Genomic DNA, 24421 nt, shown 5'->3' on the forward strand with positions numbered 1-24421 from the left:
TTAGAAAAAAGGTTCTAAAATCCAGCATCTTGACCGATTATTATTACACTACCATTCTATCAAGTTTGTCCAAAAAAGTCTAGGTTTTTGGACAAACTGATTACTTTACAACAAATAAAAATAGGGAGTATTAAATGAATGCACAAACAAACTAAAAAATTTACACTTGCAACTATCTCAGCTCTATCACTTCTTGGCACTGGAGTTATCACAGCTAATCAAATATCAGCTAGCGAGAATACGAGTACTGAAAAACAAATAGAAGCAACAATTACAAAGGTTGAAATTGATTATTTTGGACTTAGCTTCGAAGGAAAACTTTCAGAGCCACTACCACATGGAGGTGATAATGCTGCTAAGGGAAATGTTACTCTAATTGAGAAAGCTAGTGGAAAAATTGTTTACCAACATTATAATGATGTCATTTTTAGTGGTCTAACTAAAGATGTCAGTGATCAATTTTTACAACCTTTATTTTATAGCAATCAATTTAAAGGTGATATTTTTGTTTCAGAACAATTTCCAGATGGAACATATATTTTGGAGATGTCTGGAGAAGCTGGTTCGCCTTACGGTGACTTAACTGATACAAGAAAACGTGTCTTTAAAGTTAGAAAAGAGGTGACTATCGGAAATCCTTCTACAAATTCAAATACGAACACAACAACTCAATCAGGTTCGAATTCTAATATCTCAGATAGTTGGCTACAATCTGGTTCTCGTTGGTGGTATAAACACGCCGACGGTTCCTATACAACTAATGGCTGGGAAAAAATCAATGGTGTTTGGTATCGTTTTGACTACTCTGGTTGGATGCAAACTGGTTGGGTAAAAGACGGCAGTTGGTACTACCTCGACGGCTCAGGCGCTATGAAGACAGGTTGGGTCAAAGATAACGGTAGCTGGTACTATCTTCAAGACTCAGGCGCTATGAAAACTGGCTGGATGAAGGTATCTGGTAAATGGTACTATGCTTATAGCTCTGGTGCACTAGCAATCAATACAACGACCCCTGATGGCTATCGTGTTAATTACAACGGTGAGTGGGTTTAACATACAATAGAAATAGATTAAGGAGACAATTAAATGAACAAAGTTATAAAAATTGAAGATGAAACAGTTTATGTTGGAAAAGGTGATAATGGCCAATTTACTGCAATTTCAAGAAAAAGTTTTGGTTTTGAACCACAAGTAGGTGATTACGTAGAATTTTATCAAAACGGTGATGAGTATATTGTTTCAAAAATAGATAATACATCTCCAACTAGCTCTAGCCAACATTCAAATGGAGTGAGTGATAAATCTAAACTGGCCGCAGCTTTATTTGCCCTATTTTTAGGAGCACTTGGTGGATACGATTTTTACATCGGAAATTCTAAACAAGGATACAAGCGTATTGGCATAACTCTGCTAGCTATCATTCCTATTTTAACGCCATTTGTTTTACTAGCAAATGCTATTTGGAATATTATAATTACTATTCAAGTTTTAACGTCCAAAACTGGTAGCAAATGGCACCAAGATGCCCAAGGCTTAGAATTGCAAGATTAAATACATGAAAAAATTATTTCTATTCAGTATCAGTGTTTTAGCTATCTCCATTTTAACAGCTTGCCAACCTCAGAGTAAAAACACTTCCTCAGAAAGTTCTGAAACAACTACTTCTAGTAGCAGTTCGCCTACTTCCACATCGGAAGAGAAGAAAAATGATTACACCCTATATAATCCTGTCCTTAAAGAATATGCCAAAGTATTAGATGGTTCATCAGCTTCACCTAAAGAGCTCAATTCAAAAGCAAACTTAAAAAATACTTATCCTAAAGAATACTCTGGACTACAATACAGCTTGTATGATTTAGACCAAAATGGTACGGACGAACTTTTGATTGCCCTAAAAATGGATTCTAACTATTACGATTTATTAGATATTCGAACTCTTAAAAATGGTGAAGTTATTCGACTGACCAATGCAGAAAACAATCTGGACTTTATTGGAGAGCGAGTACATTTTAATCCTTTAGAAAATGGTTATTTTCAATTATCTACCCGAGTATCTACTAATCAAATCCAACTTAAACTATACAAATTAAATCAGGATGGAACACAGTTAGAGTTAATTAGTGAATCAGATACAGAAGAGGGACTGGGGACAAAACCACCTTCCCTTGACATAAGATCTTTCTCTTGGAAATCTGTCACAAATCTCATAAGTGAAGAATCTTCCCTTCCAGCAGAAAGTAAAGGGATGGATATTTCTGCAATTCAAAATAGGGATTTTTCTAGTGTCTCAGGAACTTGGAGGAATCGTTCAGGTATCGAATTCACTTTTGACAAAAATGGGTTAGTAAGTGATCAGTCCAAAATTTCAATTGAACACGCTAAAGAAATTGACCACTATCTAAAGGCAAATTCTATTTCTAAAGATGGAGGTGCTGGTGCAGCTATTGCCTTTTTACCAGCTGGAGTTTCATTAACCATGTCTGTCACCTCTTCTCCAGATAATGGCTATACTGACCCATCTGATACAACACAAGATCGTTTATGGTTTGGACAACAACTTATCAATGGCAGTATTGAGGGATTTTTCTACAAGGTAGAATAGTGTTAGTAAACTCTTAAACTAGCTCAAAAAATATCTGGTAACATTTCATAAATACATATAGGATAAATATTCTTATGCTCTTAGAATATCTATCCTATATTTTTATTCCCTTTGCATCCCTATTGATACTAAATGAATTCACTCAGAAAAAGATTAGACTTTTAACATCAAAATTGATAAAATAAAAAGGAAAATAATTGTAAAAAGGAAACTGTAAATCACCATGATGAACATGCAAAACATGATGCGCCAAGCACAAAAACTTCAAAAACAAATGGAACAAAGTCAAGCAGAACTTGCTGCTATGCAATTTGTTGGCAAATCTGCTCAAGACCTTGTTCAAGCGACCTTAACTGGAGATAAGAAAGTTGTCAGCATTGACTTCAATCCAGCTGTCGTTGACCCTGAAGACCTTGAAACTCTTTCTGATATGACTGTTCAAGCCATCAACTCAGCTCTTGAACAAATCGATGAGACTACCAAGAAAAAACTGGGTGCTTTCGCTGGAAAATTGCCATTTTAAGTATAAGAAAAACAAGCATTCAAAAGAATACTTGTTTATCGTGGGAGGAACAATTGTTCCTCTTTTTGCTTACTAAAAATTAAAGAATTCCATGGCTTGTTTGAAAAGCAATTCAGTATACTCTGGGTCTTCTTGGGCAATGGTTACCTGGTCTTGAATCACTTTCCAAGACATGTGTGATCATGCCATCTGCTCCCAAATGAACAGATTTATCAAAGGACTCTGAACTATTGATGGTCCAAACGTACAATTTCTGATCGGTATTCCAAAGCTTGTTGACAAAATTTTCATCCAAAGTTGAATACTCCATGGTATAACCTGTAGCTTTCGTTCTTGGGAAAATACTATTGTAAGGTAGGATGAAATAAACTGGAATTTGCGAATCGTAGGCTAAAACCTGGTCAATCACATGGTAGTCCAAGGATTGCATTTGGTGACCATTCTGCTTAAGAACCGTTCCATATTTTTCCATAAATCGTTTCATCATATCTGGGCTATCTTTTCGACTGGTCTTAATCTCAATAAGAAGTTTCTGATGCAATTCATTGGCTTTGTTAAGGTAGTCATCAAAACTGGACACCTTGGTATGATAGCCATTTTCTGAAATATCAAGTTTGGTTAATTCTTTCAAAGTTAAATCCTGAGGATTGGCATTAACTCCTGTAAGATTCTTGATATTGGCATCATGCATCATGACAAACTGGCCATCTTTTGTTTCCTGAACATCCGTCTCAACAAAGTCTGGCTCTAGCTGAGCTGTCCTCTCTAGTGATTGGACGGTATTTTGCACACCATTCTTTTTAGATACTCCCCTGTGAGAGATAATTAAAGGTTTATGTGCTACTGGAGCTTCCAAATAAACATAACCCTCGAGAGCGAAAAAGATACAAGCACAGCCCATCACTCCCCATCTCATCCAGTGGTCTTTCTTTCTCCTTGGTGTGATTTCTAGTTCTTCTCCTGTTAAGAAGGAAACAAATTTAATGAGAAAGTAAGTCAAGGCTGTATAGTGGAAATTTTTAATCAAGACAAAGTTGATAATCCCCAGTACAAGAGATTCCTTATGAGTCAGACCATCCATCAAGGCCTGACTTGCTAATATTGGAATCAATAAAAGAATGAAAAATAGGTAGGTTTTGACGACAATCCAAAGCAAGTTCCAGATATAAAACCAGGATTGCTTTCTGGTTTTCTCTAGACTGTATCTGACTGCTTCTTTGACGGTCTTTTTCTCAAACAAAAGTTGAGGTAGGGCAAACATGAAACGCACTGAAATGTAAAATAGAAGTAAAGCCAAAATAGTAACCACTATACCTACTAGCCAATACTTGTCTTCCACATAATCAACGATGAAGTCAGGAATGACAATTTTATTGAGGTAATAAATCTTTAAAATCTTTCGAATCAATGGAAAAAGCATCATGATATAAAAGAAAATAAAGGCCATTTTGGAAATCGTCACTTGTCTCATAAACAAGAAACTTTGACGAAAAACCTTGCGACTGTACTCCAGTAGGGTTCTCTTTTCATGATAGAGGAGGTGGCGAGCTCCGATAAAGAGAAGTCCTATCTGGTAATAGGCGACCAGTAAATTAACGATTACCAAAATAAATAAAGCAAGACTAACAAAGGGAGAACCCTTTATAATAGCAAAAATATTGTTGTAGGAAAGAAAGAGATAACCTGTCTGACGGAGCAAAAGTCCAGCAATCCAAGAATTAAATGGTAACCAGACAAACTCAATCATCATGAATATCAAGAAAAAAAGAAAGAGAATTTTATCTAGATTAAAGTAGATTTTCCTAAAACCTAGATTTTTAGGTTTTTCAGGTTTCATAGGCACTCCTAGTCAAATAATTGAGACAAGTCCAAGCCTCCAAAAGGATTGTTTGATAGGCTACTTTCTGTCTCTAATAATTCTCTAGCTTGATCTGACTCTAAGAAGGACTCGTAAACACGCGCCGTCATCCGAGCATCCTCTAGACTATTATGAGACTGACCTTGAAATCCAAGAAATGAGGCAACAGTTTGCAACTTGAGATTGGCAATACCATGTAAATCTGAACTCCGACGTTCAAAAGCTTCATCATACAAATCCACCTTATACTGCGTGCTGTAGTCTAAACCATGCTCTGCTAGAATAGGCAAATCACTTTTAGCAGCATTGTATCCAACCATCGGCAAAGAACCCACAAACTCTTGGAAATCTTTTATAACTTTCTCCACTGGAGGGGCATCTTTTAAGGTCTCAGCTGTAATCCCCGTCAATCCATTGATAAAACTCTTTAGAGGCACACTAGTATGGACATAGGAATCATAGGCATCGATTTCCTGACCATCTCTAAAACGCACTGCCGATACTTGAATCAAGTGTGTTTGCCCTTCGTGCTGATTAAATTCTAAATCAAAAGCAATGTAATCTTCTAATCGTTCCATTTTCTACCTCTCCTCTACTGTTGTTTTATACTCTTCGAAAATCTCTTCAAACCACGTCAGCGTCACCTTGCCGTAGATATAGTTACTGACTTCGTCAGTTTCATCCGCAACCTCAAAAACATGTTTTGAGCTGACTTCGTCAGTCTTATCTACAACCTCAAAGCAGTGCTTTGAGCAGCCTGCGGCTCGCTTCCTAGTTTGCTCTTTGATTTTCATTGAGTATTACTTAAATTTTAGAAACAAAAGAAGCCATCAGGTTAGCATGTAACCTAAACAGCTCCTTGATTATCCTCCAAATAAACGAGCAAAAAAGCCTTTCTTAGTGGATTGGACTTCTTCTTTTGCTTGGTCCAGCTCTAGCTTAAGATTTTCTTGATCCTTCATGGCTTGAAGGGTCAATTGTTGCTGCTGATCGAGTTGTTTGTCTTTCTCAGCAATCTGACGGTCTTTGATACGCATCTGCTCGTCTTTTTCTGATAACTGACGATCCTTGGCTTTTAATTGTTCATAAAGACGAAGAATTTCTGCATTCTTCTCATCAACCAGAATCTCCATCAGTTCACGTTGCTTGACATCTTCACTGACAGGCTCATCTTCAAAAATCGTTTTTTTATAGATTTCTTCTAGCTTAATCAAGCCACTTCTGGTAACGACTGTTACCCCTTTGTCATTTTTATCTGTGTCTTCTTCTGGTAATTCTTTGACACGGTTATTGATTGCTTGGCGAGATAATCCTAAGACCTCTGCAATCTCACTGACGGTCATTTCAATACTCATAATATCCTCTGAAACGTTTTCTAGCTTTTCTTTACTTAAATCTTATCATAAGCTAGAAAAACTGTCAAATTTTCGCTTAATCTAAAGCCTTCAAAAAGGCTAATAAGACTTGGGCAGAGCGACGTCCAGCTTCGATAATAAACTCATCAAAAGAAATGTTTGCTTCATGGTTGGCATTGTCACTCATAGCTCGGATGACTAAGACTGGAAGATTAAGGGCATGCGCTGCCTGAGCAATAGCTGCCCCTTCCATCTCAACAGCCAAAACTTCTGGAAAATGGGACTTAATCGCTTCTATCTTGTCATTTCCTGCAACAAAACTATCTCCTGTAGCAATCAAACCAAGATGCCAGTTTTGCTCTAACTGAGATAAACTCTCTTGGAGTTTGGCAACAAAGGTTTTATCTGATTCGAAATAAAGCGGTTGTTGCGCCATTTGTCCATAAGCATATCCAAAAGCTGTGACATCCACGTCATGATAGGCTAATTTATCAGCAATCACAACATCCCCAACAGCAATACCCTCTGCTACTGCCCCAGCTGATCCCGTGTTAATCAAAGCATTCACTTGAAAATGATCAGCCAAAATCGCCACACTCATAGCAGACATGACCTTACCAATTCCACTTTCTACAAGAACGACTTCATGAGAGGCAATGGTGCCTGTATGATAGGTATTCCCCAAAACAACTTGCTCTTGGGCATTGTCTAAATGCTGGACCAAATAAGCCAGTTCTTCTGGCATAGCCGCAATAATTCCTATTTTCATTTCAATTCCTTTTCGATTACAAAAGTTTCATTGCTAAGACAAGCAAAATCAAGAGAAAGATGACTGCGAATAAGATTTTATTTAACTTAGAATTGAAGACATTTCTCTTGGTATTTTCAATGCGACGACTTTTATGAATAGACGGTTCGACCTGAATCTTCAAGGTTTCCTGGCTAAAGCCATGTCCCTTAGGATTGGCATAACCAAAACGGGAAGAAGAGGTTGGTAAAATCTTTGTCTCCTCATCATCTAGCAAAGGAGGAGCTGAAATTTTTTCGCCTCTATTAGCTCTTTCGATTATTTCATCCGTTAATAAAGGTTTACCCATACTGACCTCCTCTATTTTTTGTGCAATTCCCAATACTGAACAGCCATAATTGTCTTGGCATCGCAGATATGACCTGATTGAATCAATTCCTTGGCTTCTTCTAAGCTCACTTCAAGGACTTCCAAGGTCTCATCTTCATCCTGCGGACGCGGGTTTTCAACTTTTGTCAAATCACTTGCTAGGTATAGTTTTAACCTTTCATTACAAAAGCCAATGGCTGAGTAAAAATCGTACAAGAGTTCTAACTTCCCTGTATAGGCTGTTTCTTCCTCTAATTCACGCAGAGCTGCTGCAACAGGGTCTGTATTTTCTCCTACTTCCAACTTTCCGGCTGGAATTTCGTAAGAGACAGCCTCAATAGCTTTGCGATACTGCTTGACCAAGATGAGTTTTTGTTCATCCGTTACTGCTAAAACACAGACAGCTCCATTGTGGAAAATCAAATCCCGTTGGGCCGTTCCCTTGCCTTCTGGTAATTCAACCTGATCTTGGACCAGTTTAAATATTGGTCCTTGATAGATTTCTTTTCGGCTAAGCGTTTGTTCTTCAAATTCCATGATAGGCTCCTACTGATTATTAGGATGATGAGGAAGGCGTGTTGCATATTCGTCTTTATTAACCTGACGTCCACGACCAATTGCAATCGCATCTGCTGGCACGTCTTTAGTAATAGTTGAACCAGCTCCAACGAGAGAATTGTCACCTAACTCAACTGGCGCAATAATGGTTGAATTTGAACCAACAAAGACATTGTTACCGATGACTGTCTTATATTTGTTTTTACCATCATAGTTGACTGTAATGGTTCCTGCACCGAAATTAACCTTGCTACCCACTTCACAGTTTCCGATATAAGTCAAATGACCAGCCTTGGTATTCTCGCCGATTGAAGACCCTTTAACCTCAACAAAGTTTCCAATATGTGCTTGGGCAGCTAGACTTGAACCTGGACGAATGTGGGCGTAAGGACCGACTGTCACTCCGTCAGCAACACTACTTTCTTCAATCATAGAGTTGGTAATGACAGCTCCTGCTCCAATAGTGCTGTCCACTACATATGTACCATTTGTCAAAACAGTCTCAGCACCAATTTTCGTTTGCCCCTTCAAGGTAACATTGGCTTCGATTTGAACTTCAGGCGCAATCTCAACATCAATATCAATATAAGTTGCCTCTGGATTGACAAAGCTAACCCCATTGACCATGTGCTGATGATTGATGCGACGACGCATCACTGACTCAGCTGTCGCAAGTGCTACACGGTCATTTACCCCAAGACTTTCATCAAAATCTTTCAACGTATAGGCACCAACTTTTTCACCAGCTTCACGGAAAATGCCAATGACATCTGTAATATAGTATTCACCTTGAGCATTGTTGGTATTGATATTTTTCAAAGCCTCAAACAAACGCTCGTTGTCAAAAACATATGTTCCAGTGTTGATTTCCTTGATTTGTTTTTCAAAATCTGTGGCATCCTTTTGCTCAACAATGCGAAGAACTTCAGCATTGTCATTACGAACAATTCGTCCATAGCCAAATGGATTATCTGTTTCAGCAGTCAAGATAGTGGCCACATTTTTATGATTGATGTGGAAATCAATCAAGCTTTTCAAGCTTTCACCAGTGATTAAAGGAGTATCTCCTGCAATAACCAAGGTGTGACCTGACAACCCTTCTAAGATTGGCTCTGTCATCATAACCGCATGACCAGTTCCTAACTGTTCAGATTGGGTCACAAATTCTGTCTGTCCAGCCAAGACCTCTTCAACCAATTCTGCCTTGTGTCCCACAACTGTTACTGTCTTTTCAGGTTGGATAGCTCCCACACTACGGAAAACATGTTCCAGCATGGAAATACCCGCAACCTTGTGCAACACTTTTGGCAAATCAGATTTCATGCGAGTCCCTTTACCCGCTGCTAAAATAATGGCATAATTTGACATAATCTTCTCTTTTCTCTAGAAATTCCCTTTTATTATACCATATTTCAAATCATTCCGCGCTCTTGAATGAAAAAATGCTCCAAAGTCCTTTCCTTAACCCATTTTTTTTGATTTTTTTTCATTTTTAGGGTAAAATTATGAGATATGAGAAAACAAATTCATCCACTTATTTTATTTAGTTTTTTTGGGATTATAATTTTCATTTTAATCATCAATCGCCCACTTAATGACAACCAATCCTTTAAAACAAAATCCAATATAGCACAGATTGAAGCACAGGCTTTGAAACACTTAGACAAACCGATTATTGACCTCTCTGGCTGGCAGCGTCCTGAGGAAATCAACTACGATGCCCTCTCACAAAATATTTCAGGCGCTATTGTTCGTGTTCACAGTGGTGCTCAAACGTCCAAAGAGAACGATGCTTCCTTTGTTAATGGTGTTGATAAGGCCTTTAAAACCCATATCACTGAGTTTCGAAAACGAAATGTCCCAATCGGTGTCTATGCCTATGTAGCTGGAAAAAATGTCCAAGAAATGGAAAAGGCTGCCGAGGTATTTTATAACGCCTCTTCGCCATACAGTCCAAGTTACTATTGGCTAGATGTGGAAGAAAAAACCATGTCCAATATGAACGAAGGTGTTGAAGCCTTTCGAGCAAAACTAGAATCACTAGGTGCTAAAAATATCGGCATCTACGTCGGAGTCTACTTCATGGAAGAACACAGTATTGATACAGACAAGTTTACGTCTGTTTGGATTCCTTCCTATGGTTCTGACTCAGGATTTTACGAAGCTACTCCTAAGACTGATTTAGATTACGACATTCACCAGTACACGTCTAAAGGAAAAATTGCTGGCTTTGACCACGATTTGGACATCAACGTCATTTCTTCCTTAAAAAACAAAGAAGAAACCTTTAGAAAACTCTTTTTAAAACCTTAAAAGCATTTGTTTATCATTTGCTTTTTCTTTTTGTGTTTGATTGTGATACAATATAGTAAGGATTTTTTGAAATAGAAATAGTTGGAGGAAAAATATGCTTTCATGGTTAGCACGTGTTATTAAAGGGATTGTCATTGCTCTTGGATTTATTCTACCGGGAATTTCCGGAGGGGTTCTAGCAGCAATCTTAGGAATCTATGAACGAATGATTGGTTTTCTGGCTCATCCCTTTAAAGACTTTAAAGAAAATGTTTTGTATTTTATACCAGTTGCCATTGGTATGCTTCTGGGAATCGGCTTATTTTCTTACCCGATTGAATACCTACTTGAAAATTATCAGGTCTTTGTCTTATGGAGCTTTGCGGGTGCCATCATTGGTACAGTTCCTAGCCTCCTCAAAGAATCAACTCGAGAATCTGACCGAGACAAGATTGATTTGGCTTGGTTCTGGACAACTTTTATCATTTCTGGATTAGGACTCTATGCCTTAAATTTTATCGTTGGAACCTTAAACGCCAACTTTCTTAATTTCGTCCTAGCTGGTGCACTGCTGGCTCTTGGCGTATTGGTTCCTGGCCTCAGTCCATCAAATCTACTTTTGATTTTAGGTCTCTATGCTCCTATGTTGGCTGGTTTTAAAACCTTTGACCTCTTGGGAACCTTCTTCCCGATTGGAATCGGGGCAGGTGCAACTCTCATCATTTTTTCAAAATTGATGGATTATGCCTTAAACAACTATCACTCACGCGTCTATCATTTCATCATCGGAATCGTCTTATCAAGTACCCTTTTAATCTTGATTCCAAATGCAGGAAACGCTGAAAGTATCCAATACACTGGCCTTTCTCTTGTTGGATATGTCATCATCGCCTTCTTCTTTGCGTTGGGAATCTGGCTTGGTATTTGGATGAGCCAATTGGAGGATAAGTATAAATAATGGCAAAAAAAGTTAAAGTCAAAAAAACATTGGTAGAACAAATCCTGTCTAAAGCAGGTATCCCACATCAGGGGATTCAAATCAATGCCCTTGAAGGAGAACTTCCTCAAGGTTATGAACGAGATCAGATTTTCAAAACCTTGGCTCTTTTGGGAGACAAGACAGGACCGATTATCGGAATTGTCCCTATCACTCAACACTTGTCGGAAAAGAAACTAGCCAAAATTTCTGGCAATAAAAAAGTGAGCATGATTCCACAAAAGGACTTGGAAAAAACAACTGGTTACATTCATGGAGCCAATAATCCTGTCGGAATTCGTCAGAAACACAATTACCCCATTTTTATCGATAAGCTTGCTCTAGAATTGGATCAAATGATTGTCTCTGCTGGGGAGGTTGGTCACAGCATTATCGTCGCTCCACAAGACTTGGCTAACTTTGTAAAAGCTGACTTTGCAGATATCTTGGAGGGCAGCCAAGAATGAAACTCTACTTTGTCCGCCACGGTCGTACAGTCTGGAACCAAGAAGGACGCTTTCAAGGTGCTAGTGGAGATTCTCCCCTTCTTCCTGAATCCATTGAAACCCTAAAACGACTAGGCCAGTATCTCAAGGATGTTCCTTTTAATCAGATTTATTCAAGTGATTTACCTCGAGCGGTCAAATCTGCTGAAATTATCCAAAGTCAACTCCAGACCCCCTGTCCTTTAGAAAGTGTTCCTAATCTCCGTGAATGGCAGCTGGGGAAGTTGGAAGGTTTGAAAATCGCAACCTTGGAAGCTATTTACCCACAACAAATCAAAGCTTTCCGATCTAATCTTGCCAAGTTTGACACTCAAATGTTCGGAGCCGAATCCCTCTATAGCACCACGCAACGGACCATCCAATTTATCAAATCATTAAAAGATAGTCCGGCTGAGCGTATTCTAATTGTCGGCCACGGTGCTAATCTTACTGCCAGTCTTCGTACTCTTCTAGGATATAAAGAACCACTTCTTCGTAAAGATGGCGGTCTAGCAAATGCCAGCCTAACCATTCTAGAAACCCATGATTTTGAAACATTCACTCTCGATACTTGGAATGATACTTCCTATCAATAACAGAACTTGATTTTATACTCAATGAAAATCAAATAGCAAACTAGGTAGCTGCAGGCTGTACTTGAGTACGGCAAGGCGACGTTGACGTGGTTTGAAGAGATTTTCGAAGAGTATTCACGTCAAGTTCTTTTTAGTTTTGAAAGATTATCCGTGAATTTCTTGCTTATTTATGATAGAATGGGAGTGTCGCAAAAAATGACTCATCGTATTCAATTTTGAGTAAAACTAGGAGGATCCCATGTCAACAGAACATATGGAAGAACTAAATGATCAGCAAATCGTTCGCCGTGAAAAAATGGCTGCGCTTCGTGAACAAGGAATCGATCCTTTCGGAAAACGCTTTGAACGCACTGCAAATTCACAAGAATTAAAAAATAAATATGCCGACTTCGATAAAGAACAATTACACGATAAAAACGAAACAGCTACTATCGCAGGACGCTTGGTAACCAAACGTGGTAAAGGTAAAGTAGGTTTTGCCCACCTTCAAGACCGTGAAGGTCAAATCCAAATCTACGTTCGTAAGGATGCTGTCGGTGAAGAAAACTATGAAATCTTCAAAAAAGCAGACCTTGGTGACTTCCTTGGTGTAGAAGGCGAAGTGATGCGTACTGATATGGGAGAACTCTCTATCAAGGCTACTCACATTACTCACTTGTCTAAAGCACTTCGCCCACTTCCTGAGAAATTCCACGGTTTGACAGACGTTGAAACAATTTACCGTAAACGTTACCTTGACTTGATTTCTAACCGTGAAAGCTTTGAGCGTTTTGTCACTCGTTCAAAAATCATTTCTGAAATCCGTCGTTACCTTGACCAAAAAGGTTTCCTTGAAGTAGAAACACCTGTTCTTCACAACGAAGCTGGTGGTGCTGCTGCCCGTCCATTTATCACTCACCACAATGCCCAAAACATTGACATGGTGCTTCGTATCGCGACTGAGCTTCACTTAAAACGCCTTATCGTGGGTGGTATGGAGCGTGTCTATGAAATCGGCCGTATCTTCCGTAACGAAGGAATGGATGCGACTCATAACCCTGAGTTCACTTCTATCGAAGTCTACCAAGCTTATGCAGACTTCCAAGACATCATGGATTTGACGGAAGGCATTATCCAACACGCTGCTAAATCAGTTAAAGGCGACGGCCCAGTCAACTATCAAGGAACTGAAATCAAGATTAACGAACCATTTAAACGTGTTCACATGGTGGAGGCTATCAAAGAAATTACTGGTGTCGATTTCTGGCAAGACATGACTTTCGAGGAAGCCAAAGCTATCGCTGCTGAGAAGAAAGTTCCAGTTGAGAAACACTACACTGAAGTTGGCCACATTATCAATGCCTTCTTTGAAGAGTTTGTTGAAGAAACCTTGATCCAACCAACCTTTGTCTATGGGCATCCAGTAGCTGTATCTCCACTTGCTAAGAAGAATCCTGAAGACCAACGCTTTACTGACCGTTTCGAGCTCTTCATCATGACTAAGGAGTACGGTAATGCCTTTACTGAGCTCAATGACCCAATCGACCAACTTAGCCGTTTTGAAGCCCAAGCTAAAGCTAAAGAACTTGGTGATGATGAAGCGACAGGTATCGACTACGACTACATTGAAGCCCTTGAATATGGTATGCCACCTACAGGTGGTTTGGGAATCGGTATCGACCGTCTCTGCATGCTCCTTACTGATACAACCACTATCCGTGATGTATTACTCTTCCCAACAATGAAATAAGCTCTTATCCTCTGGTACTTGCCAGGGGATTTTTCGATACAAAAAGAGACTGAGGAAAAACTCAATCTCTACTTTTCACTTCTTTTGTTGCCACATCTTCTCCAAACCATTTTTGGCTGATTTCTTGGAACTTTCCTTCTTGGTGTAGTGCAATAAAGGCTTGGTTTAATGCTTGTAGTAGTCTTTTGTCTGCTGGTCTAACTCCGACTGCAAAAGATTCACTTTCAAATCCAGCCGAAAAGACATTGTAGTCATTTAATATTCCTTCAGACTGGAGATAATAATTAGCATATACTCGGTCAATCAACAAGGCATCGATTCGATCATTTTTCAAATCAATCAAGGCCTCATTGAAACTCTGGTATTGATTGGCCTTCTGGTCTTTGACATGATTTTTCAGTAAGTCTGGCTGGGCTTCAAAATCTAAGTAACCAGAAGAACCGGCTTGGGCTCCCAAGGTCTTATCCTTCATATCCTCTACTGAATGAATCCACTGGCTTTTTTTCGTCACCAGAACTTGCTGATTTTCCATATATGGAATGCTAAAGGCAACTTTCTCTCGGCGTTCATCAGTGGCAGAATAGCCATTCCAGATGGCATCTATGGTTCCATTTTGCAGTTCTGTCTCCTTCATATCCCAGTCGATTGGTTGAAATTGAACCTTAAAACCTAATTTTTCAGAGACAGCTTGTGCTAAGTCAATATCAAATCCTGTATACTGTCCATTCTTTTCTTCAAAACCCATGGGTACGAAGGTATTATCAAAACCAATAGTAATGGTCCCCTGCTCTTGATATTTATCCCAGTTATCCTGCTTTGGATCACTAGCCTTCTGAGTACAAGCTGTTAAAAAGAGAGTCAGGAGAGAAACCAATACTAAAGCAATTTTCTTATTAGTCATCGGCACCTCCTACTTGGGCTCAACCTTGAGAATCTGATCTGCGATATTTTCAGCGAATTGTAAATCGTGGGTAACCACAATCTGCGTCATCCCAAGTTCCCTATTTTGCAGGATCAGTTTTTCCACTTCTAAGCGCAATTCTGGATCAAGTGCAGAAGTTGGTTCATCGTAGCCAATGATTTCTGGGTCAATCATCATAGCACGCGCCAAGGCCACCCGTTGCTTTTGCCCACCAGATAGTGAGAAAGGATAGGCATCTGCGTGCCCTGCCAGTCCCAACTGTTCCAAAAGCCCTCGCGCCTTCTTCTCAGCCTCTTCCTGCTTCATTCCCATTGTTTTCACAGGAGATAAGGTCAAATTATCTAGAACTGATAAATGAGGAAAAAGTTGAAAATCTTGGAAGACAAATCCCAGTAAATTCCGCTTCTCCAGTTCATCCAGTTCCAAAGATTCTCCATTATAAAAGATTTGTCCTGAATCAATGGTTTCAAGACCCGCAAGCATACGTAAGAGGGTTGTCTTACCTCCACCAGAAGGTCCTACAATAGCCAGGATTTGCTTTTCAGGAATTTTTAGACTGAAATTGGACAAAATTTGCTTTTCACCAAAGCCTTTATTGATATTTCGTAATTCTAACATGGCAGCCTCCTATCTATAGTAACTGTACTTCTTCTCAACTTTTTTGGCAAGAATGGTCACAATACCAATCAAAATCAAGTAAATGGCTCCTACCAAGAACATTGGGACCAGACTAGCATCACGGTTGGCAGCTGTTCGACTAGCCAAGATAAGATCTGAAATTCCTAGAGCATAGACCAAAGAAGTATCCTTGACCAAACTCATGACTTCATTAAAGACACTAGGAAGAACAATTTTGGTCACCTGAGGCAAGATAATATAGCGCACTGTGTCAAAAGAATTAAACTTCAAGACCTTAGCAGCCTCATATTGACCTTTAGGAATGGTATCAATCCCACCACGGAAAATTTCAGCAAAGTAAGCCGCATAATTGAGAACAAAGGCAATAATGGCCGCAGGAAGGCGATCCAAACGAATCCCAATACTTGGGAGCACATAATAGATAAAGATCAATTGCAAGAGCAAGGGTGTGCCTCGCATGATCCAGATATAAATGTTAATCAGATGATGGAGGGGCTTCCAATGGACTTGCAAGGCAAAGGCAATCAAAACGCCCAAGGGAATAGAAAAAATCAAGACCAGTGCAAAAACCTGTAAAGTCATGCTTGCACCGCTCAATAAACTCGGTAATATCTCAAACAAATAAGACATACTGCACCTCCTAAAAATAATTGTTCCTATTATAGCATAAATAAACAAAATAACCAAGAATTTTTGTAAAAAAATTCTCTTTCAAAAAGAAAAACTATATCTATCAAAAATGATAAGATACAGTTTTAAAAATATATTCTTACAATCTCTCATACAATTCTTGCATTTGTACATCATCTGGAACCAGTTTTAAGTAAGCTTGCGCATTGACTTTTGCTTCTTCAAAATAGCCCAATTCACGCAAGAGGTAGATATAGTGTTCCAGAAACTCTGGATTATCCTTCAAATCTCCTGTTAACTCTTGGTAATGCTCATAAGCAGTATCCAAATCATCCATTTCTTGATAAGAACGAGCAATCATCCACTTGGTCAAGAGATTTTCTGGCTCCTCACTTTGTAAGTCTAGAATGTCCTCATAACGCTCTTGTTCTAGATAAATAGTAGCTAGACGGAGTAAGATTTCTTCCGTATCCTCAGCATCTTCTTTAGCAGTAAGGAGGTAATTTTCTGCACCACTGGCATCATGCAATTCATAAGAAAATTGTGAAGCAGCTAGCAAGAGGCGAGTTTCAAAGGGATTTTTCTCTAAGCCTTGCTTAGCGATACGCAGGGCTTCTTGAACTTGATGTTCCTTATGCAAGGCCTGACTATAACCATACTCATAGCCTTCAAAGTCAGGAGAAATGGTATCGATCTGCTTAAAGTAGAGGACAGCTTTTTGGTATTCTTCTTGATCAAAGTAAAGACTGGCTAACTCAAAAGCTGTTAGGTCATCGTATTCTAACTCCAGGGCTTTTTCTAAAAACTCTGTGGCCGTTTCAAATTTCCCTAACTGGGCATAGGCAAAGCCAATTCGTTGATAGGTAGAAATGCCTGTTTGCTCATAAATAGTACGATTATCTAACTGGGCATAGCCTTGAATAGCCTCTTGGTAATTTTCCAACTCACTATCCAACTCTGCTAATCCCAATATCAAGAGAGGATCTTCTGAGTATGTCAAGGCTTCCAATAATTTCTCACGCGCCACATCTGTCAAACCTTCCAACTGGTAAAGGTCTGCCTTCAGAGCCAAAGCCGAAACGTACCAGTCACTGTCAGCTTGGATTTCCTCAAGATACGCAAATGCTTCCTCGATTTGACCATCCTCGCTAGCAATAGCTGCCAGATTGAGGTTAACCTCTGGGAAATCCTCTACAATTTTCAGGTAAATTTCCTTGGCCTGAGGATAAAAACCAATCCCTTCAAGATAAGTAGCTAACTCATACAGAAGAACACTTGGATCATTTTCTAAAGCTTTGACGAAACAATGTTCTGCCTTGGCTAAATCTTGCTCTTCCAAAGCCTGTAACATCTGTTGACTATTGTTCACTCTTAACTTCCTCACCCTCTAGTTCATATAGGCCACTAACTACTTTATACCATTCAAAAATGGCTGAAATGACAACCTTAGCAGAAGCATAAACTGGAATACCGAGCAAGACTCCCCAGATACCAAACATGGATCCTGAAGTTAACAAAACAAAGAGAACATTAATGGGATGGATGTTTAATTGACTTCCCAAAATCAATGGAGAGACAAAACGGCCTTCAATAGTTTGTTCTACGATAAAGACGATCACTACTTTTAAGAGCATGACTGGCCCAGCAATCAAGCCCAATACTAGGGCAGGAAGCATGGCTAAGAAGCTACCCAAATAAGGAACCAGATTTAAAATACCAGCAGTAACTCCCAATGTAACTGCATAGCGTAGACCAATAATCTTAAAGAAAATCATAAACATTACTGCTACAATAATAGCTACTGTTACTTGCCCTCGAACATAGTTGGACAACTGCTGATTCACATCTGATAAAACCTGTCCTACAGGCTCCTTCAATTTCGTTGGCATGAATTGGGTCAAATAGTGACGTAGGCCTTTCCCATCACGTAAGAGATAAAAGAGCATGAACGGAACGATAATCAAGGCAACAATCACTTGAGAAGCCCCGCTAATAAAGGCGCTCACCCAATTGACTGCTTGTGAAGAAACTTTACTTGCCCAAACTGTAGCCTGGCTAGAAAAATTGGTCAAAACTTGTTCTAATTGAGGTCTGAAATCATCTGGCAAACGCTTGGTCACCAAATCATTAATAACTCTGTCTGCATCTTCAAGGTAGATTGGTACATTTCTTGCAAATGTTAAAACTTGACGTTGCAGATTTGGAATAGCCACTGCCAAGCCCCAAATGATAAAGAGAGCGATGATGACAAAGACAATACTAATCGCTATAACACGATTGATTTTGTGTTTCTCCATCCAATCAACAATGGGATTCAGTAAATAGTATAGTAAACCAGATAGAATAACTGGCAACATCACGACTGCCAAAAAGTCTAAAACCGGTGAAAATAGAAAACTAATCTTACTTAAAATAAAAAGATTCAGTCCCAATAATAAGGTCACCAAAAATACCGTAATTGCCTTGTTATCCAAAAACCACTTGAAAAACCAAGATAGGCTAAAATGTTTCTCTTTTTGTTCCATAAATACTTCCTTTCTATTATTCTCTCATTATACCATTTTTAAAGCAAAATAACTCTTTTTTAAAGTGCTTACATGGAAACCGCGACATAAAAAATCTCCTCAAAAGAGGAGATTCGATTAGTCTTGAATATGACGGTCTAAGTTTTTCTGATAATCAGCATTGGATTTGGCTTTTTCATCAGCAAATTTCTTGCGGAACTCATCCATTTCTTTAGTAGTGACTATCTTATCTTGAATTTTCAGATACTTGTAGCTATTTTCACTGGTCTTATCACCTACCCAGCCACCGGCACCAGTACCTAGAACTTTCTTCGTTACTAGCATTTGGGCACCATCTGAGTGTACAGGAATAACCAAGGCACTGTCTGTTAACCAAGCTTGAGCTTTTGCATATTTAGCATATCGTTTTTCAAGATTTGTTTTCTCACTATTAGCATCAGTAATTAACTCTTTAAACTTATCTAACCCAACCGCTTTGATTGCTGAACTGTCTTTACCTGGTACTACGCCTAAGGAGCCAAGAAGATTTGGTCCAGATGTTGGATCAAATATATCTAGATAAGTTGACGGATCTGCATAATCAGGTCCCCATCCACTATTTGCATTAATATCCCAGTCAGTATTAGTATTAGAAGTAGCTAGAACTGTCATACTTGCCAATTCATCGTCAGAAACTTGTTGAATATCAACTACAACATTATCTGCTCCAATAGCTTCCTCGACGGATTGTTTATAAGATTGAGCTTGACGCACAAATTCTGGACGAGTAGAAGATACTGGAATATCTAAATGAATAGGGAACTGTACTCCATCAGCTTGAAGAGTTTTCTTGGCAGCTTCAAATTTAGTCTTAGCCTTATCTACATTATGAAGTGAATCCTGGGCATCATCAAGACTGACATCTTTCCATACACCATCTAATTTATCCAATTCTGCCTTAGCTACTTGCCCAAATGACTGCTCTCCTACCTGTACAAATGTTGGAGGGGTTAAACTTGTACGTAATTTACGCGGTGCTACTTCGTCCCCAAATACTTGAGAGATTCCTGCTTTACGATCTGTAGCAAAAGCCAAGGATTGACGGAAATCTTTGTTCAACAAAGCCTTCTTAGTAGATGATTTTTCTACATCACTTGTTTTAGCGGTGTGATTGTAGGCAACACGGTCAATATTCGTCGAAATATAGAAAGTAGTTCCTTGTTGTTGACTATAAATAATGTTATCTTTATATTTTTCTTTTAGCCGTTCATAGTTAGCAGAGTTTTTAAATAGAGGTGCTGCAGGATAATTTCCTTCATCAAAACCACGTCCTAGAGAGTCTGCATCCTGACCATCAAAGTAAGACAGCTTAATATCATCAATAAAGACATTTTGTTTATCCCAATAGTTTTGGTTTTTAGTCATTTCAATAGAAGATTTAGATGTAAGACCTTTTAAAAGATAAGCCCCATTATATAGAATGCTTGTTACATCAGTCGCCTTACCAAAGTCATCTCCTTTAGAAGCTAAAAAGTCTTCGCTAACAGGAGCAAGAATTCCCATTGTTGTCTTCGAATTCCAGAAAGATTCTGGATGGTTTAAAGTATAGACTACAGTATAATCGTCTGTTGCTTTTACACCAACAGTAGAAAAATCGGTTGTTTTCCCATTTACATAGTCATCTAATCCTTTAATAGAATCCTGTACAAGATAAAGTGCTTCTGATTTCTTGTCAGCAGCGTGTTTTAGACCAGTCACAAAATCCTGAGCCTTAACTTCTCCATATTCTTCGCCTTCATTGGTATACCACTTAATACCCTTACGAATTTTATATGTATAAGTCAAGCCATCTTTTGAAACAGTCCAATCTTCTGCAACTGATGGGACCAGATTACCATATTGATCATTTTCCAGTAGTCCATCAATGACATTACCAGTAATCTGTTTTGTAGACTTTTGCCCAGAAACTGTATAATCCAGAGTCGCAGGATCTGATGAAAATACATAGGTATAAGTAACTGGTTTAGTTGCTTCCTTATTCCCATTACCAGATGAACAAGCTGCTAGAACAGCTACCGAGAGTACAGCAACTCCTGCTGCTAAGAAAACACGTTTTTTCATAAAAAACTCCTTTGCAATTTGTATAGGATTATTATAGCACTTTTATTAAGTAAATCAATGGGTAACTTCTAAAACTAACTTCCAGTTTTGGGAGAGAGATGGAAGTTACTTTGAGAAGTTACGAGTAAAAGAAAAGGTAACTTCTAAAACTAACTTCCAGTTTCCCACAACCTAGCTTTTAGTATGAGAAAAATGCGTGAAATCAGTGGAAATCCGTCTTAGACTAACTTCCACTGGTTTTCTTTTTCTTGATATATAAGGGTTCAAAAGCGAAAAGACTCAGAAAAAAGTGCACGACAAATAGCCCTAAAACAGAGTCGTCTTAGAGTAAATTCCAGTTGCTAGCGTTTAGTGTGAGACTTTTCGATGGTGATAAGATGTGTAGTTAGAGGGGAAAATTCCCTTTATTTCAATAAATCAGGTGATAAGTGTGTGTCTTCTGGTTTGACAAATTGGCAACCCAGAAGAGCAGCGATGTCCTCGCCAAAGGTGAAGGTGAAGACGTCGTAAGCAGATTTTCCTTGAAACTCTTCTCGTTTCAAGGAATTGACATGGGAAATGACTAGATTGACGTCTTTCTGAGTCAGTTGGTCAAAGGAAGTGCCCTTGGGAAGAATGGCTCGCAAAACCGTATGGTTCTTCTCAATCCGCCCCTTCTGGTCAGGACGGCTAGGGTCGCAGAAGTAGAGGTGAGACTTCCCATCAATGTCTCGCTCAAGCTCCTCCACATAGGCGAACTCAGATCCGTTGTCTGTGAGAATGACAGGGAACAGCTGATGGAACGCATACCCTCCGTCCATGACTCTTTCTTTCAAAGCTGCGAATTTAGTGGCGACTTCCAGAGCAGTCTTGTTGTCCAAAAGCAAGGCGAAGAGGAAATTACAGAAGGAAACGTTGAAGGTGAGCAGTAGCTTTCCACCAGGTCTGCCGATGACCGTGTCCATTTCCAACCATTTGAAGAAATCATCAGTTTCTCGTAACTCTTGGAAATCTTGATAGGTCCGCCCAATTTTCAGCTCTTTGGGAATAGCTACTTTTCTGGATTTTCTGCGTTCCTTGAACGTGACCATCCGAGGGAAATCAATGGGCTTGGCTGTCAGATAGCCCAGCTTGGCATGCCGATACACCGTAGCTTTCGACACAGGTAGGTTATGTGTCTGAATGATATGGTAGATGCTTTGTTTCTTCTGGATGCCTAGGGTTAAGACCTTGTCCATCTGATAAAAACTTTCCTTGTTTAGGGGAATGCCCTGTCTGGATTCCCTCAACATAGTCTCGTACTGCTCCTGTGCCTTTTTCGCGTAGTAAAGATAGCGGTTAAACCCACAATCCGTCCTCTTTTTTGGACAGTTGTTACAGACATAAGGAGCTTTTTTGAGAAGAGGGCAATCCGTGCAATCAGATTTGACGGATGTTGGATGCATGATGCGATTGCGCTTGATTTCCTTTGAAATCGTTGACGGGTCTTTCCCCATCTTCTCAGCGATGGAACGGAAAGTCTCCTGTTGGCTGATTCCAGTTTGGATGTCAATACGGTCTTCTAGAGTGAGATGTTTTTGTTTTTTCGTCATGAGGTACCTCCTCACGAAAAGTCTCAGACTTAATTCTAGCATAATTCATCGTCTGAGACTAACTTCCAGTTTTGGGAGAGAGATGGAAGTTACTTTGAGAAGTTACGTCAAAAGAATTAGGTAAAGCTCTTGCTAATCTTGATTTCTTCATAGTAGCATTTTTGTGATATAATAGTCTTATCTTTATATAGAGGTAAAGTTATGAAAGAAACTGTTTATTTTGGAACTTATACACGTCGTACTTCCCAAGGGATTTACAAGGCAGACTTCGATACAGAAACTGGTCAGCTTTCAAATCTAGAACTTTTTGCTACTGAGCCAAGTCCAACCTACCTTGCCTTTGACCAGCACCAACATTTATACACTGTTGGTAGTCAAGACGATAAGGGGGGAATTGCAGCCTATCAAACTAATGGTAACTTATTAAATCACGTCGTTGAAGAGGGAGCCCCCCACTGTTATGTTGCCGTTGATGAAAAGCGTGATTTGGTTTACGCGGCAAATTACCACAAGGGACAGGTCCTTGTTTATAAACGTCAGGAAGATGGTCGTCTTCTACTTAGTGATGTTGATCAACACAGTGGCCAAGGTCCACATGAAAATCAAGCTTCTCCACATGTTCACTATACAGATTTAACACCTGACCACTATCTAGTGACCTGCGACTTGGGTACTGACCAAGTAATTACTTATGATCTTGATTCAGAAGGAAAATTATCTAAGCTCTATACCTATCATAGCCAGCCAGGAGCAGGCTCACGCCATATTATTTTTCATAACCATTATAAAATCGCTTATCTCATTTGTGAACTCAATAGCACTATCGAGGTTCTAATCTACGATGGTGTTGGTGAATTTGAACGCATGCAAGTCATTTCAACTCTACCAGACGGTTACGAAGGATTTAATGGTACTGCTGCCATTCGTCTCTCTAAAGATGGTAAATACCTCTACGCCTCTAACCGTGGTCATGATTCTATCGTAGTATATACAATCCTTGCGGACGGTAGCTTAGAGTTGTTAGAAATCGTTCCGACACATGGTCAGACTCCACGTGATTTTGATTTGACACCAGACCAAGAATTTGTCATTGCTGTCCATCAAGACTCTGACAATGCAACCGTCTTTAAACGCAATTCTGAAACTGGACGTCTAGCAGAACTTTCTAATGACTTTCATGTCCCAGAAGCAGTCTGCATCAGTTTTGCCCCTTAAGAAAACATAAAAAAACGGGCTCTATAATATTTGTAGTGGGTAAATCCCCTATGGATATTATGGAGCCTATTTTGTTGTAGAAAAGAAGTCCCATATCATCTATAATGAAAAGCGACCAAACTATCATTAGAAAGAATCATATGGAACAATTACATTTTATCACAAAACTGCTAGATATCAAAGACCTCAATATCCAAATTATGAATCAATTTCATCGAAAGTCTCATGAATACAAGGCTATCAAGCGCTACTGGAAACTCATCCAACAAGATAGTCGGAAAATAAGCGATAAACGTTTTTATCATCCTACTTTTCGTATGCACTTGACGAATAAAGAGATTTTAGACAAGCTTTTGGGCTATTCAAAAGACTTGAAACACCACTACCATCTCTATCAACTCTTGCTGTTTCACTTTCAGGACAAGAAGCCTGACAAATTTTTCGGACTCATTGAGGACAATCTGCAGCAGGTTCATCCTCTTTTTCAGACTGTCTTTAAAACCTTCCTCAAAGATAAAGAGAAGATTGTCAATGCCCTTCAACTACCCTATTCAAACGCCAAATTAGAAGCAACGAATAATCTCATTAAACTCATCAAACGCAATGCCTTTGGATTTCGGAACTTTGAAAACTTCAAAAAACGGATTTTTATTGCTCTGAACATCAAAAAAGAAAGGACGAATTTTGTCCTTTCTCGAGCTTAGCTTTTCTTCAACCCACTACAGTTG

Annotated in this window: 24 protein-coding genes and 2 pseudogenes; 11 read left to right on the plus strand and 15 right to left on the minus strand. The window is 39.2% G+C overall.

What is annotated here, in order from left to right; genetic code table 11:
• Positions 1-174 precede the first annotated feature (174 nt).
• The 4 genes from SMI_RS11040 (at position 175) to SMI_RS06510 (ending at position 3125) form a co-directional block, all read left to right on the plus strand.
• Positions 175-1053 (plus strand): N-acetylmuramoyl-L-alanine amidase family protein, encoded by an 879-nt coding sequence (locus SMI_RS11040; protein ID WP_419991999.1) that lies wholly within the window; start codon positions 175-177, stop codon positions 1051-1053.
• 33 nt (positions 1054-1086) lie between these two features.
• On the plus strand, positions 1087-1551 hold the full coding sequence (locus SMI_RS06500) for a hypothetical protein (protein WP_001045102.1): 465 nt from the start codon (positions 1087-1089) through the stop codon (positions 1549-1551).
• A 4-nt stretch (positions 1552-1555) separates the two neighbouring features.
• Positions 1556-2602: a DUF6287 domain-containing protein gene (locus tag SMI_RS06505; protein WP_000732627.1), complete on the plus strand. Its 1047-nt coding sequence runs from the start codon at positions 1556-1558 to the stop codon at positions 2600-2602.
• A gap of 223 nt (positions 2603-2825) precedes the next feature.
• On the plus strand, positions 2826-3125 hold the full coding sequence (locus tag SMI_RS06510; RefSeq protein WP_000981526.1) for a YbaB/EbfC family nucleoid-associated protein: 300 nt from the start codon (positions 2826-2828) through the stop codon (positions 3123-3125).
• Between the two features lie 72 nt (positions 3126-3197).
• Here SMI_RS06510 and SMI_RS06515 read toward each other — a convergent pair.
• From SMI_RS06515 to glmU, 8 genes and pseudogenes are all read right to left on the minus strand, one after another.
• Positions 3198-4962: pseudogene (locus SMI_RS06515) on the minus strand (glycerophosphoryl diester phosphodiesterase membrane domain-containing protein).
• Between the two features lie 8 nt (positions 4963-4970).
• Positions 4971-5561: a 3'-5' exonuclease gene (locus SMI_RS06520; protein ID WP_000440246.1), complete on the minus strand. Its 591-nt coding sequence runs from the start codon at positions 5559-5561 to the stop codon at positions 4971-4973.
• A gap of 3 nt (positions 5562-5564) precedes the next feature.
• A complete protein-coding gene (locus SMI_RS10795) occupies positions 5565-5777 on the minus strand; it encodes a hypothetical protein (protein WP_000693546.1) in 213 nt (70 codons plus the stop codon).
• A gap of 69 nt (positions 5778-5846) precedes the next feature.
• Positions 5847-6338 carry a chromosome segregation protein RocS gene (gene rocS / locus SMI_RS06530; protein WP_000021242.1) on the minus strand — a complete coding sequence of 164 codons (492 nt, stop codon included), beginning with the start codon at positions 6336-6338 and terminating at the stop codon, positions 5847-5849.
• A 76-nt stretch (positions 6339-6414) separates the two neighbouring features.
• Positions 6415-7107 (minus strand): 5'-methylthioadenosine/adenosylhomocysteine nucleosidase, encoded by a 693-nt coding sequence (locus SMI_RS06535; protein ID WP_000689784.1) that lies wholly within the window; start codon positions 7105-7107, stop codon positions 6415-6417.
• Between the two features lie 16 nt (positions 7108-7123).
• Positions 7124-7435, minus strand: coding sequence for a cell wall synthase accessory phosphoprotein MacP (gene macP / locus SMI_RS06540; RefSeq protein ID WP_000517854.1), 312 nt, complete (start codon positions 7433-7435; stop codon positions 7124-7126).
• 11 nt (positions 7436-7446) lie between these two features.
• Entirely contained in the window at positions 7447-7992 is a 546-nt protein-coding gene (locus SMI_RS06545) for an NUDIX hydrolase (protein ID WP_000393827.1), read from the minus strand.
• 9 nt (positions 7993-8001) lie between these two features.
• Positions 8002-9381 (minus strand): bifunctional UDP-N-acetylglucosamine diphosphorylase/glucosamine-1-phosphate N-acetyltransferase GlmU, encoded by a 1380-nt coding sequence (glmU, locus tag SMI_RS06550; RefSeq protein WP_000073746.1) that lies wholly within the window; start codon positions 9379-9381, stop codon positions 8002-8004.
• Positions 9382-9525: 144 nt separating this feature from the next.
• On the opposite strand from glmU, the gene SMI_RS06555 reads away from it, so the two are divergent.
• The 5 genes from SMI_RS06555 to lysS all read left to right on the plus strand — a co-directional run bounded on the left by SMI_RS06555 (position 9526) and on the right by lysS (position 14091).
• Positions 9526-10326 carry a GH25 family lysozyme gene (locus tag SMI_RS06555; RefSeq protein WP_001231219.1) on the plus strand — a complete coding sequence of 267 codons (801 nt, stop codon included), beginning with the start codon at positions 9526-9528 and terminating at the stop codon, positions 10324-10326.
• A 94-nt stretch (positions 10327-10420) separates the two neighbouring features.
• Complete coding sequence (locus SMI_RS06560) at positions 10421-11263, plus strand: DUF368 domain-containing protein (protein ID WP_000954113.1); 843 nt, start codon at positions 10421-10423, stop codon at positions 11261-11263.
• Positions 11263-11748 (plus strand): aminoacyl-tRNA deacylase, encoded by a 486-nt coding sequence (locus SMI_RS06565; protein ID WP_001085921.1) that lies wholly within the window; start codon positions 11263-11265, stop codon positions 11746-11748. The genes SMI_RS06560 and SMI_RS06565 overlap by 1 nt, the downstream gene beginning before the upstream one ends.
• A complete protein-coding gene (locus SMI_RS06570; protein WP_000780836.1) occupies positions 11745-12362 on the plus strand; it encodes a histidine phosphatase family protein in 618 nt (205 codons plus the stop codon). Before SMI_RS06565 ends, SMI_RS06570 begins: the two co-directional genes overlap by 4 nt.
• A 238-nt stretch (positions 12363-12600) precedes the next feature.
• Entirely contained in the window at positions 12601-14091 is a 1491-nt protein-coding gene (gene lysS / locus SMI_RS06575) for a lysine--tRNA ligase (protein WP_000102471.1), read from the plus strand.
• A 61-nt stretch (positions 14092-14152) separates the two neighbouring features.
• Here the strand turns inward: lysS and SMI_RS06580 are convergent, their stop codons facing one another.
• The 7 genes from SMI_RS06580 to SMI_RS06610 all read right to left on the minus strand — a co-directional run bounded on the left by SMI_RS06580 (position 14153) and on the right by SMI_RS06610 (position 22478).
• Positions 14153-14992, minus strand: a complete 840-nt coding sequence (locus tag SMI_RS06580; protein WP_000182488.1) for an amino acid ABC transporter substrate-binding protein — start codon at positions 14990-14992, stop codon at positions 14153-14155.
• A gap of 9 nt (positions 14993-15001) precedes the next feature.
• Positions 15002-15631, minus strand: coding sequence for an amino acid ABC transporter ATP-binding protein (locus tag SMI_RS06585; RefSeq protein ID WP_000891752.1), 630 nt, complete (start codon positions 15629-15631; stop codon positions 15002-15004).
• Between the two features lie 9 nt (positions 15632-15640).
• Positions 15641-16282, minus strand: coding sequence for an amino acid ABC transporter permease (locus SMI_RS06590; RefSeq protein ID WP_000120838.1), 642 nt, complete (start codon positions 16280-16282; stop codon positions 15641-15643).
• Positions 16283-16421: 139 nt separating this feature from the next.
• Positions 16422-17651: a tetratricopeptide repeat protein gene (locus tag SMI_RS06595; RefSeq protein ID WP_001065935.1), complete on the minus strand. Its 1230-nt coding sequence runs from the start codon at positions 17649-17651 to the stop codon at positions 16422-16424.
• On the minus strand, positions 17641-18807 hold the full coding sequence (locus tag SMI_RS06600) for an AI-2E family transporter (RefSeq protein WP_000435446.1): 1167 nt from the start codon (positions 18805-18807) through the stop codon (positions 17641-17643). The genes SMI_RS06595 and SMI_RS06600 overlap by 11 nt, the downstream gene beginning before the upstream one ends.
• Before the next feature lie 117 nt (positions 18808-18924).
• Complete coding sequence (locus SMI_RS06605) at positions 18925-20907, minus strand: peptide ABC transporter substrate-binding protein (protein WP_000747539.1); 1983 nt, start codon at positions 20905-20907, stop codon at positions 18925-18927.
• Positions 20908-21311: 404 nt separating this feature from the next.
• Entirely contained in the window at positions 21312-22478 is a 1167-nt protein-coding gene (locus SMI_RS06610; protein WP_000163007.1) for an IS30-like element ISSmi1 family transposase, read from the minus strand.
• Between the two features lie 201 nt (positions 22479-22679).
• Here SMI_RS06610 and SMI_RS06615 point away from each other — a divergent pair, with 201 nt between their 5' ends.
• Both SMI_RS06615 and SMI_RS06620 read left to right on the plus strand, forming a co-directional pair.
• Complete coding sequence (locus SMI_RS06615) at positions 22680-23693, plus strand: lactonase family protein (protein WP_000665633.1); 1014 nt, start codon at positions 22680-22682, stop codon at positions 23691-23693.
• A 191-nt stretch (positions 23694-23884) separates the two neighbouring features.
• Positions 23885-24397 (plus strand): annotated as a pseudogene (locus SMI_RS06620) (transposase); the annotation flags it as partial.
• Between the last annotated feature and the right edge of the window lie 24 nt (positions 24398-24421).

This window comes from Streptococcus mitis B6 (genome assembly GCF_000027165.1).
Taxonomy (GTDB): domain Bacteria; phylum Bacillota; class Bacilli; order Lactobacillales; family Streptococcaceae; genus Streptococcus; species Streptococcus mitis_AR.

Excerpts from the sequence above, each read along its gene's own strand:
- SMI_RS06500 (WP_001045102.1), top strand. The coding sequence starts at position 1,087 with ATGAACAAAGTTATAAAAATTGAAGATGAAACAGTTTATGTTGGAAAA.
- SMI_RS06505 (WP_000732627.1), top strand. The coding sequence starts at position 1,556 with ATGAAAAAATTATTTCTATTCAGTATCAGTGTTTTAGCTATCTCCATT.
- SMI_RS06510 (WP_000981526.1), top strand. The coding sequence starts at position 2,826 with ATGATGAACATGCAAAACATGATGCGCCAAGCACAAAAACTTCAAAAA.
- SMI_RS06520 (WP_000440246.1), bottom strand. The coding sequence starts at position 5,561 with ATGGAACGATTAGAAGATTACATTGCTTTTGATTTAGAATTTAATCAG.
- SMI_RS10795 (WP_000693546.1), bottom strand. The coding sequence starts at position 5,777 with ATGAAAATCAAAGAGCAAACTAGGAAGCGAGCCGCAGGCTGCTCAAAG.
- rocS (WP_000021242.1), bottom strand. The coding sequence starts at position 6,338 with ATGAGTATTGAAATGACCGTCAGTGAGATTGCAGAGGTCTTAGGATTA.
- SMI_RS06535 (WP_000689784.1), bottom strand. The coding sequence starts at position 7,107 with ATGAAAATAGGAATTATTGCGGCTATGCCAGAAGAACTGGCTTATTTG.
- macP (WP_000517854.1), bottom strand. The coding sequence starts at position 7,435 with ATGGGTAAACCTTTATTAACGGATGAAATAATCGAAAGAGCTAATAGA.
- SMI_RS06545 (WP_000393827.1), bottom strand. The coding sequence starts at position 7,992 with ATGGAATTTGAAGAACAAACGCTTAGCCGAAAAGAAATCTATCAAGGA.
- glmU (WP_000073746.1), bottom strand. The coding sequence starts at position 9,381 with ATGTCAAATTATGCCATTATTTTAGCAGCGGGTAAAGGGACTCGCATG.
- SMI_RS06555 (WP_001231219.1), top strand. The coding sequence starts at position 9,526 with ATGAGAAAACAAATTCATCCACTTATTTTATTTAGTTTTTTTGGGATT.
- SMI_RS06560 (WP_000954113.1), top strand. The coding sequence starts at position 10,421 with ATGCTTTCATGGTTAGCACGTGTTATTAAAGGGATTGTCATTGCTCTT.
- SMI_RS06565 (WP_001085921.1), top strand. The coding sequence starts at position 11,263 with ATGGCAAAAAAAGTTAAAGTCAAAAAAACATTGGTAGAACAAATCCTG.
- SMI_RS06570 (WP_000780836.1), top strand. The coding sequence starts at position 11,745 with ATGAAACTCTACTTTGTCCGCCACGGTCGTACAGTCTGGAACCAAGAA.
- lysS (WP_000102471.1), top strand. The coding sequence starts at position 12,601 with ATGTCAACAGAACATATGGAAGAACTAAATGATCAGCAAATCGTTCGC.
- SMI_RS06580 (WP_000182488.1), bottom strand. The coding sequence starts at position 14,992 with ATGACTAATAAGAAAATTGCTTTAGTATTGGTTTCTCTCCTGACTCTC.
- SMI_RS06585 (WP_000891752.1), bottom strand. The coding sequence starts at position 15,631 with ATGTTAGAATTACGAAATATCAATAAAGGCTTTGGTGAAAAGCAAATT.
- SMI_RS06590 (WP_000120838.1), bottom strand. The coding sequence starts at position 16,282 with ATGTCTTATTTGTTTGAGATATTACCGAGTTTATTGAGCGGTGCAAGC.
- SMI_RS06600 (WP_000435446.1), bottom strand. The coding sequence starts at position 18,807 with ATGGAACAAAAAGAGAAACATTTTAGCCTATCTTGGTTTTTCAAGTGG.
- SMI_RS06605 (WP_000747539.1), bottom strand. The coding sequence starts at position 20,907 with ATGAAAAAACGTGTTTTCTTAGCAGCAGGAGTTGCTGTACTCTCGGTA.
- SMI_RS06610 (WP_000163007.1), bottom strand. The coding sequence starts at position 22,478 with ATGACGAAAAAACAAAAACATCTCACTCTAGAAGACCGTATTGACATC.
- SMI_RS06615 (WP_000665633.1), top strand. The coding sequence starts at position 22,680 with ATGAAAGAAACTGTTTATTTTGGAACTTATACACGTCGTACTTCCCAA.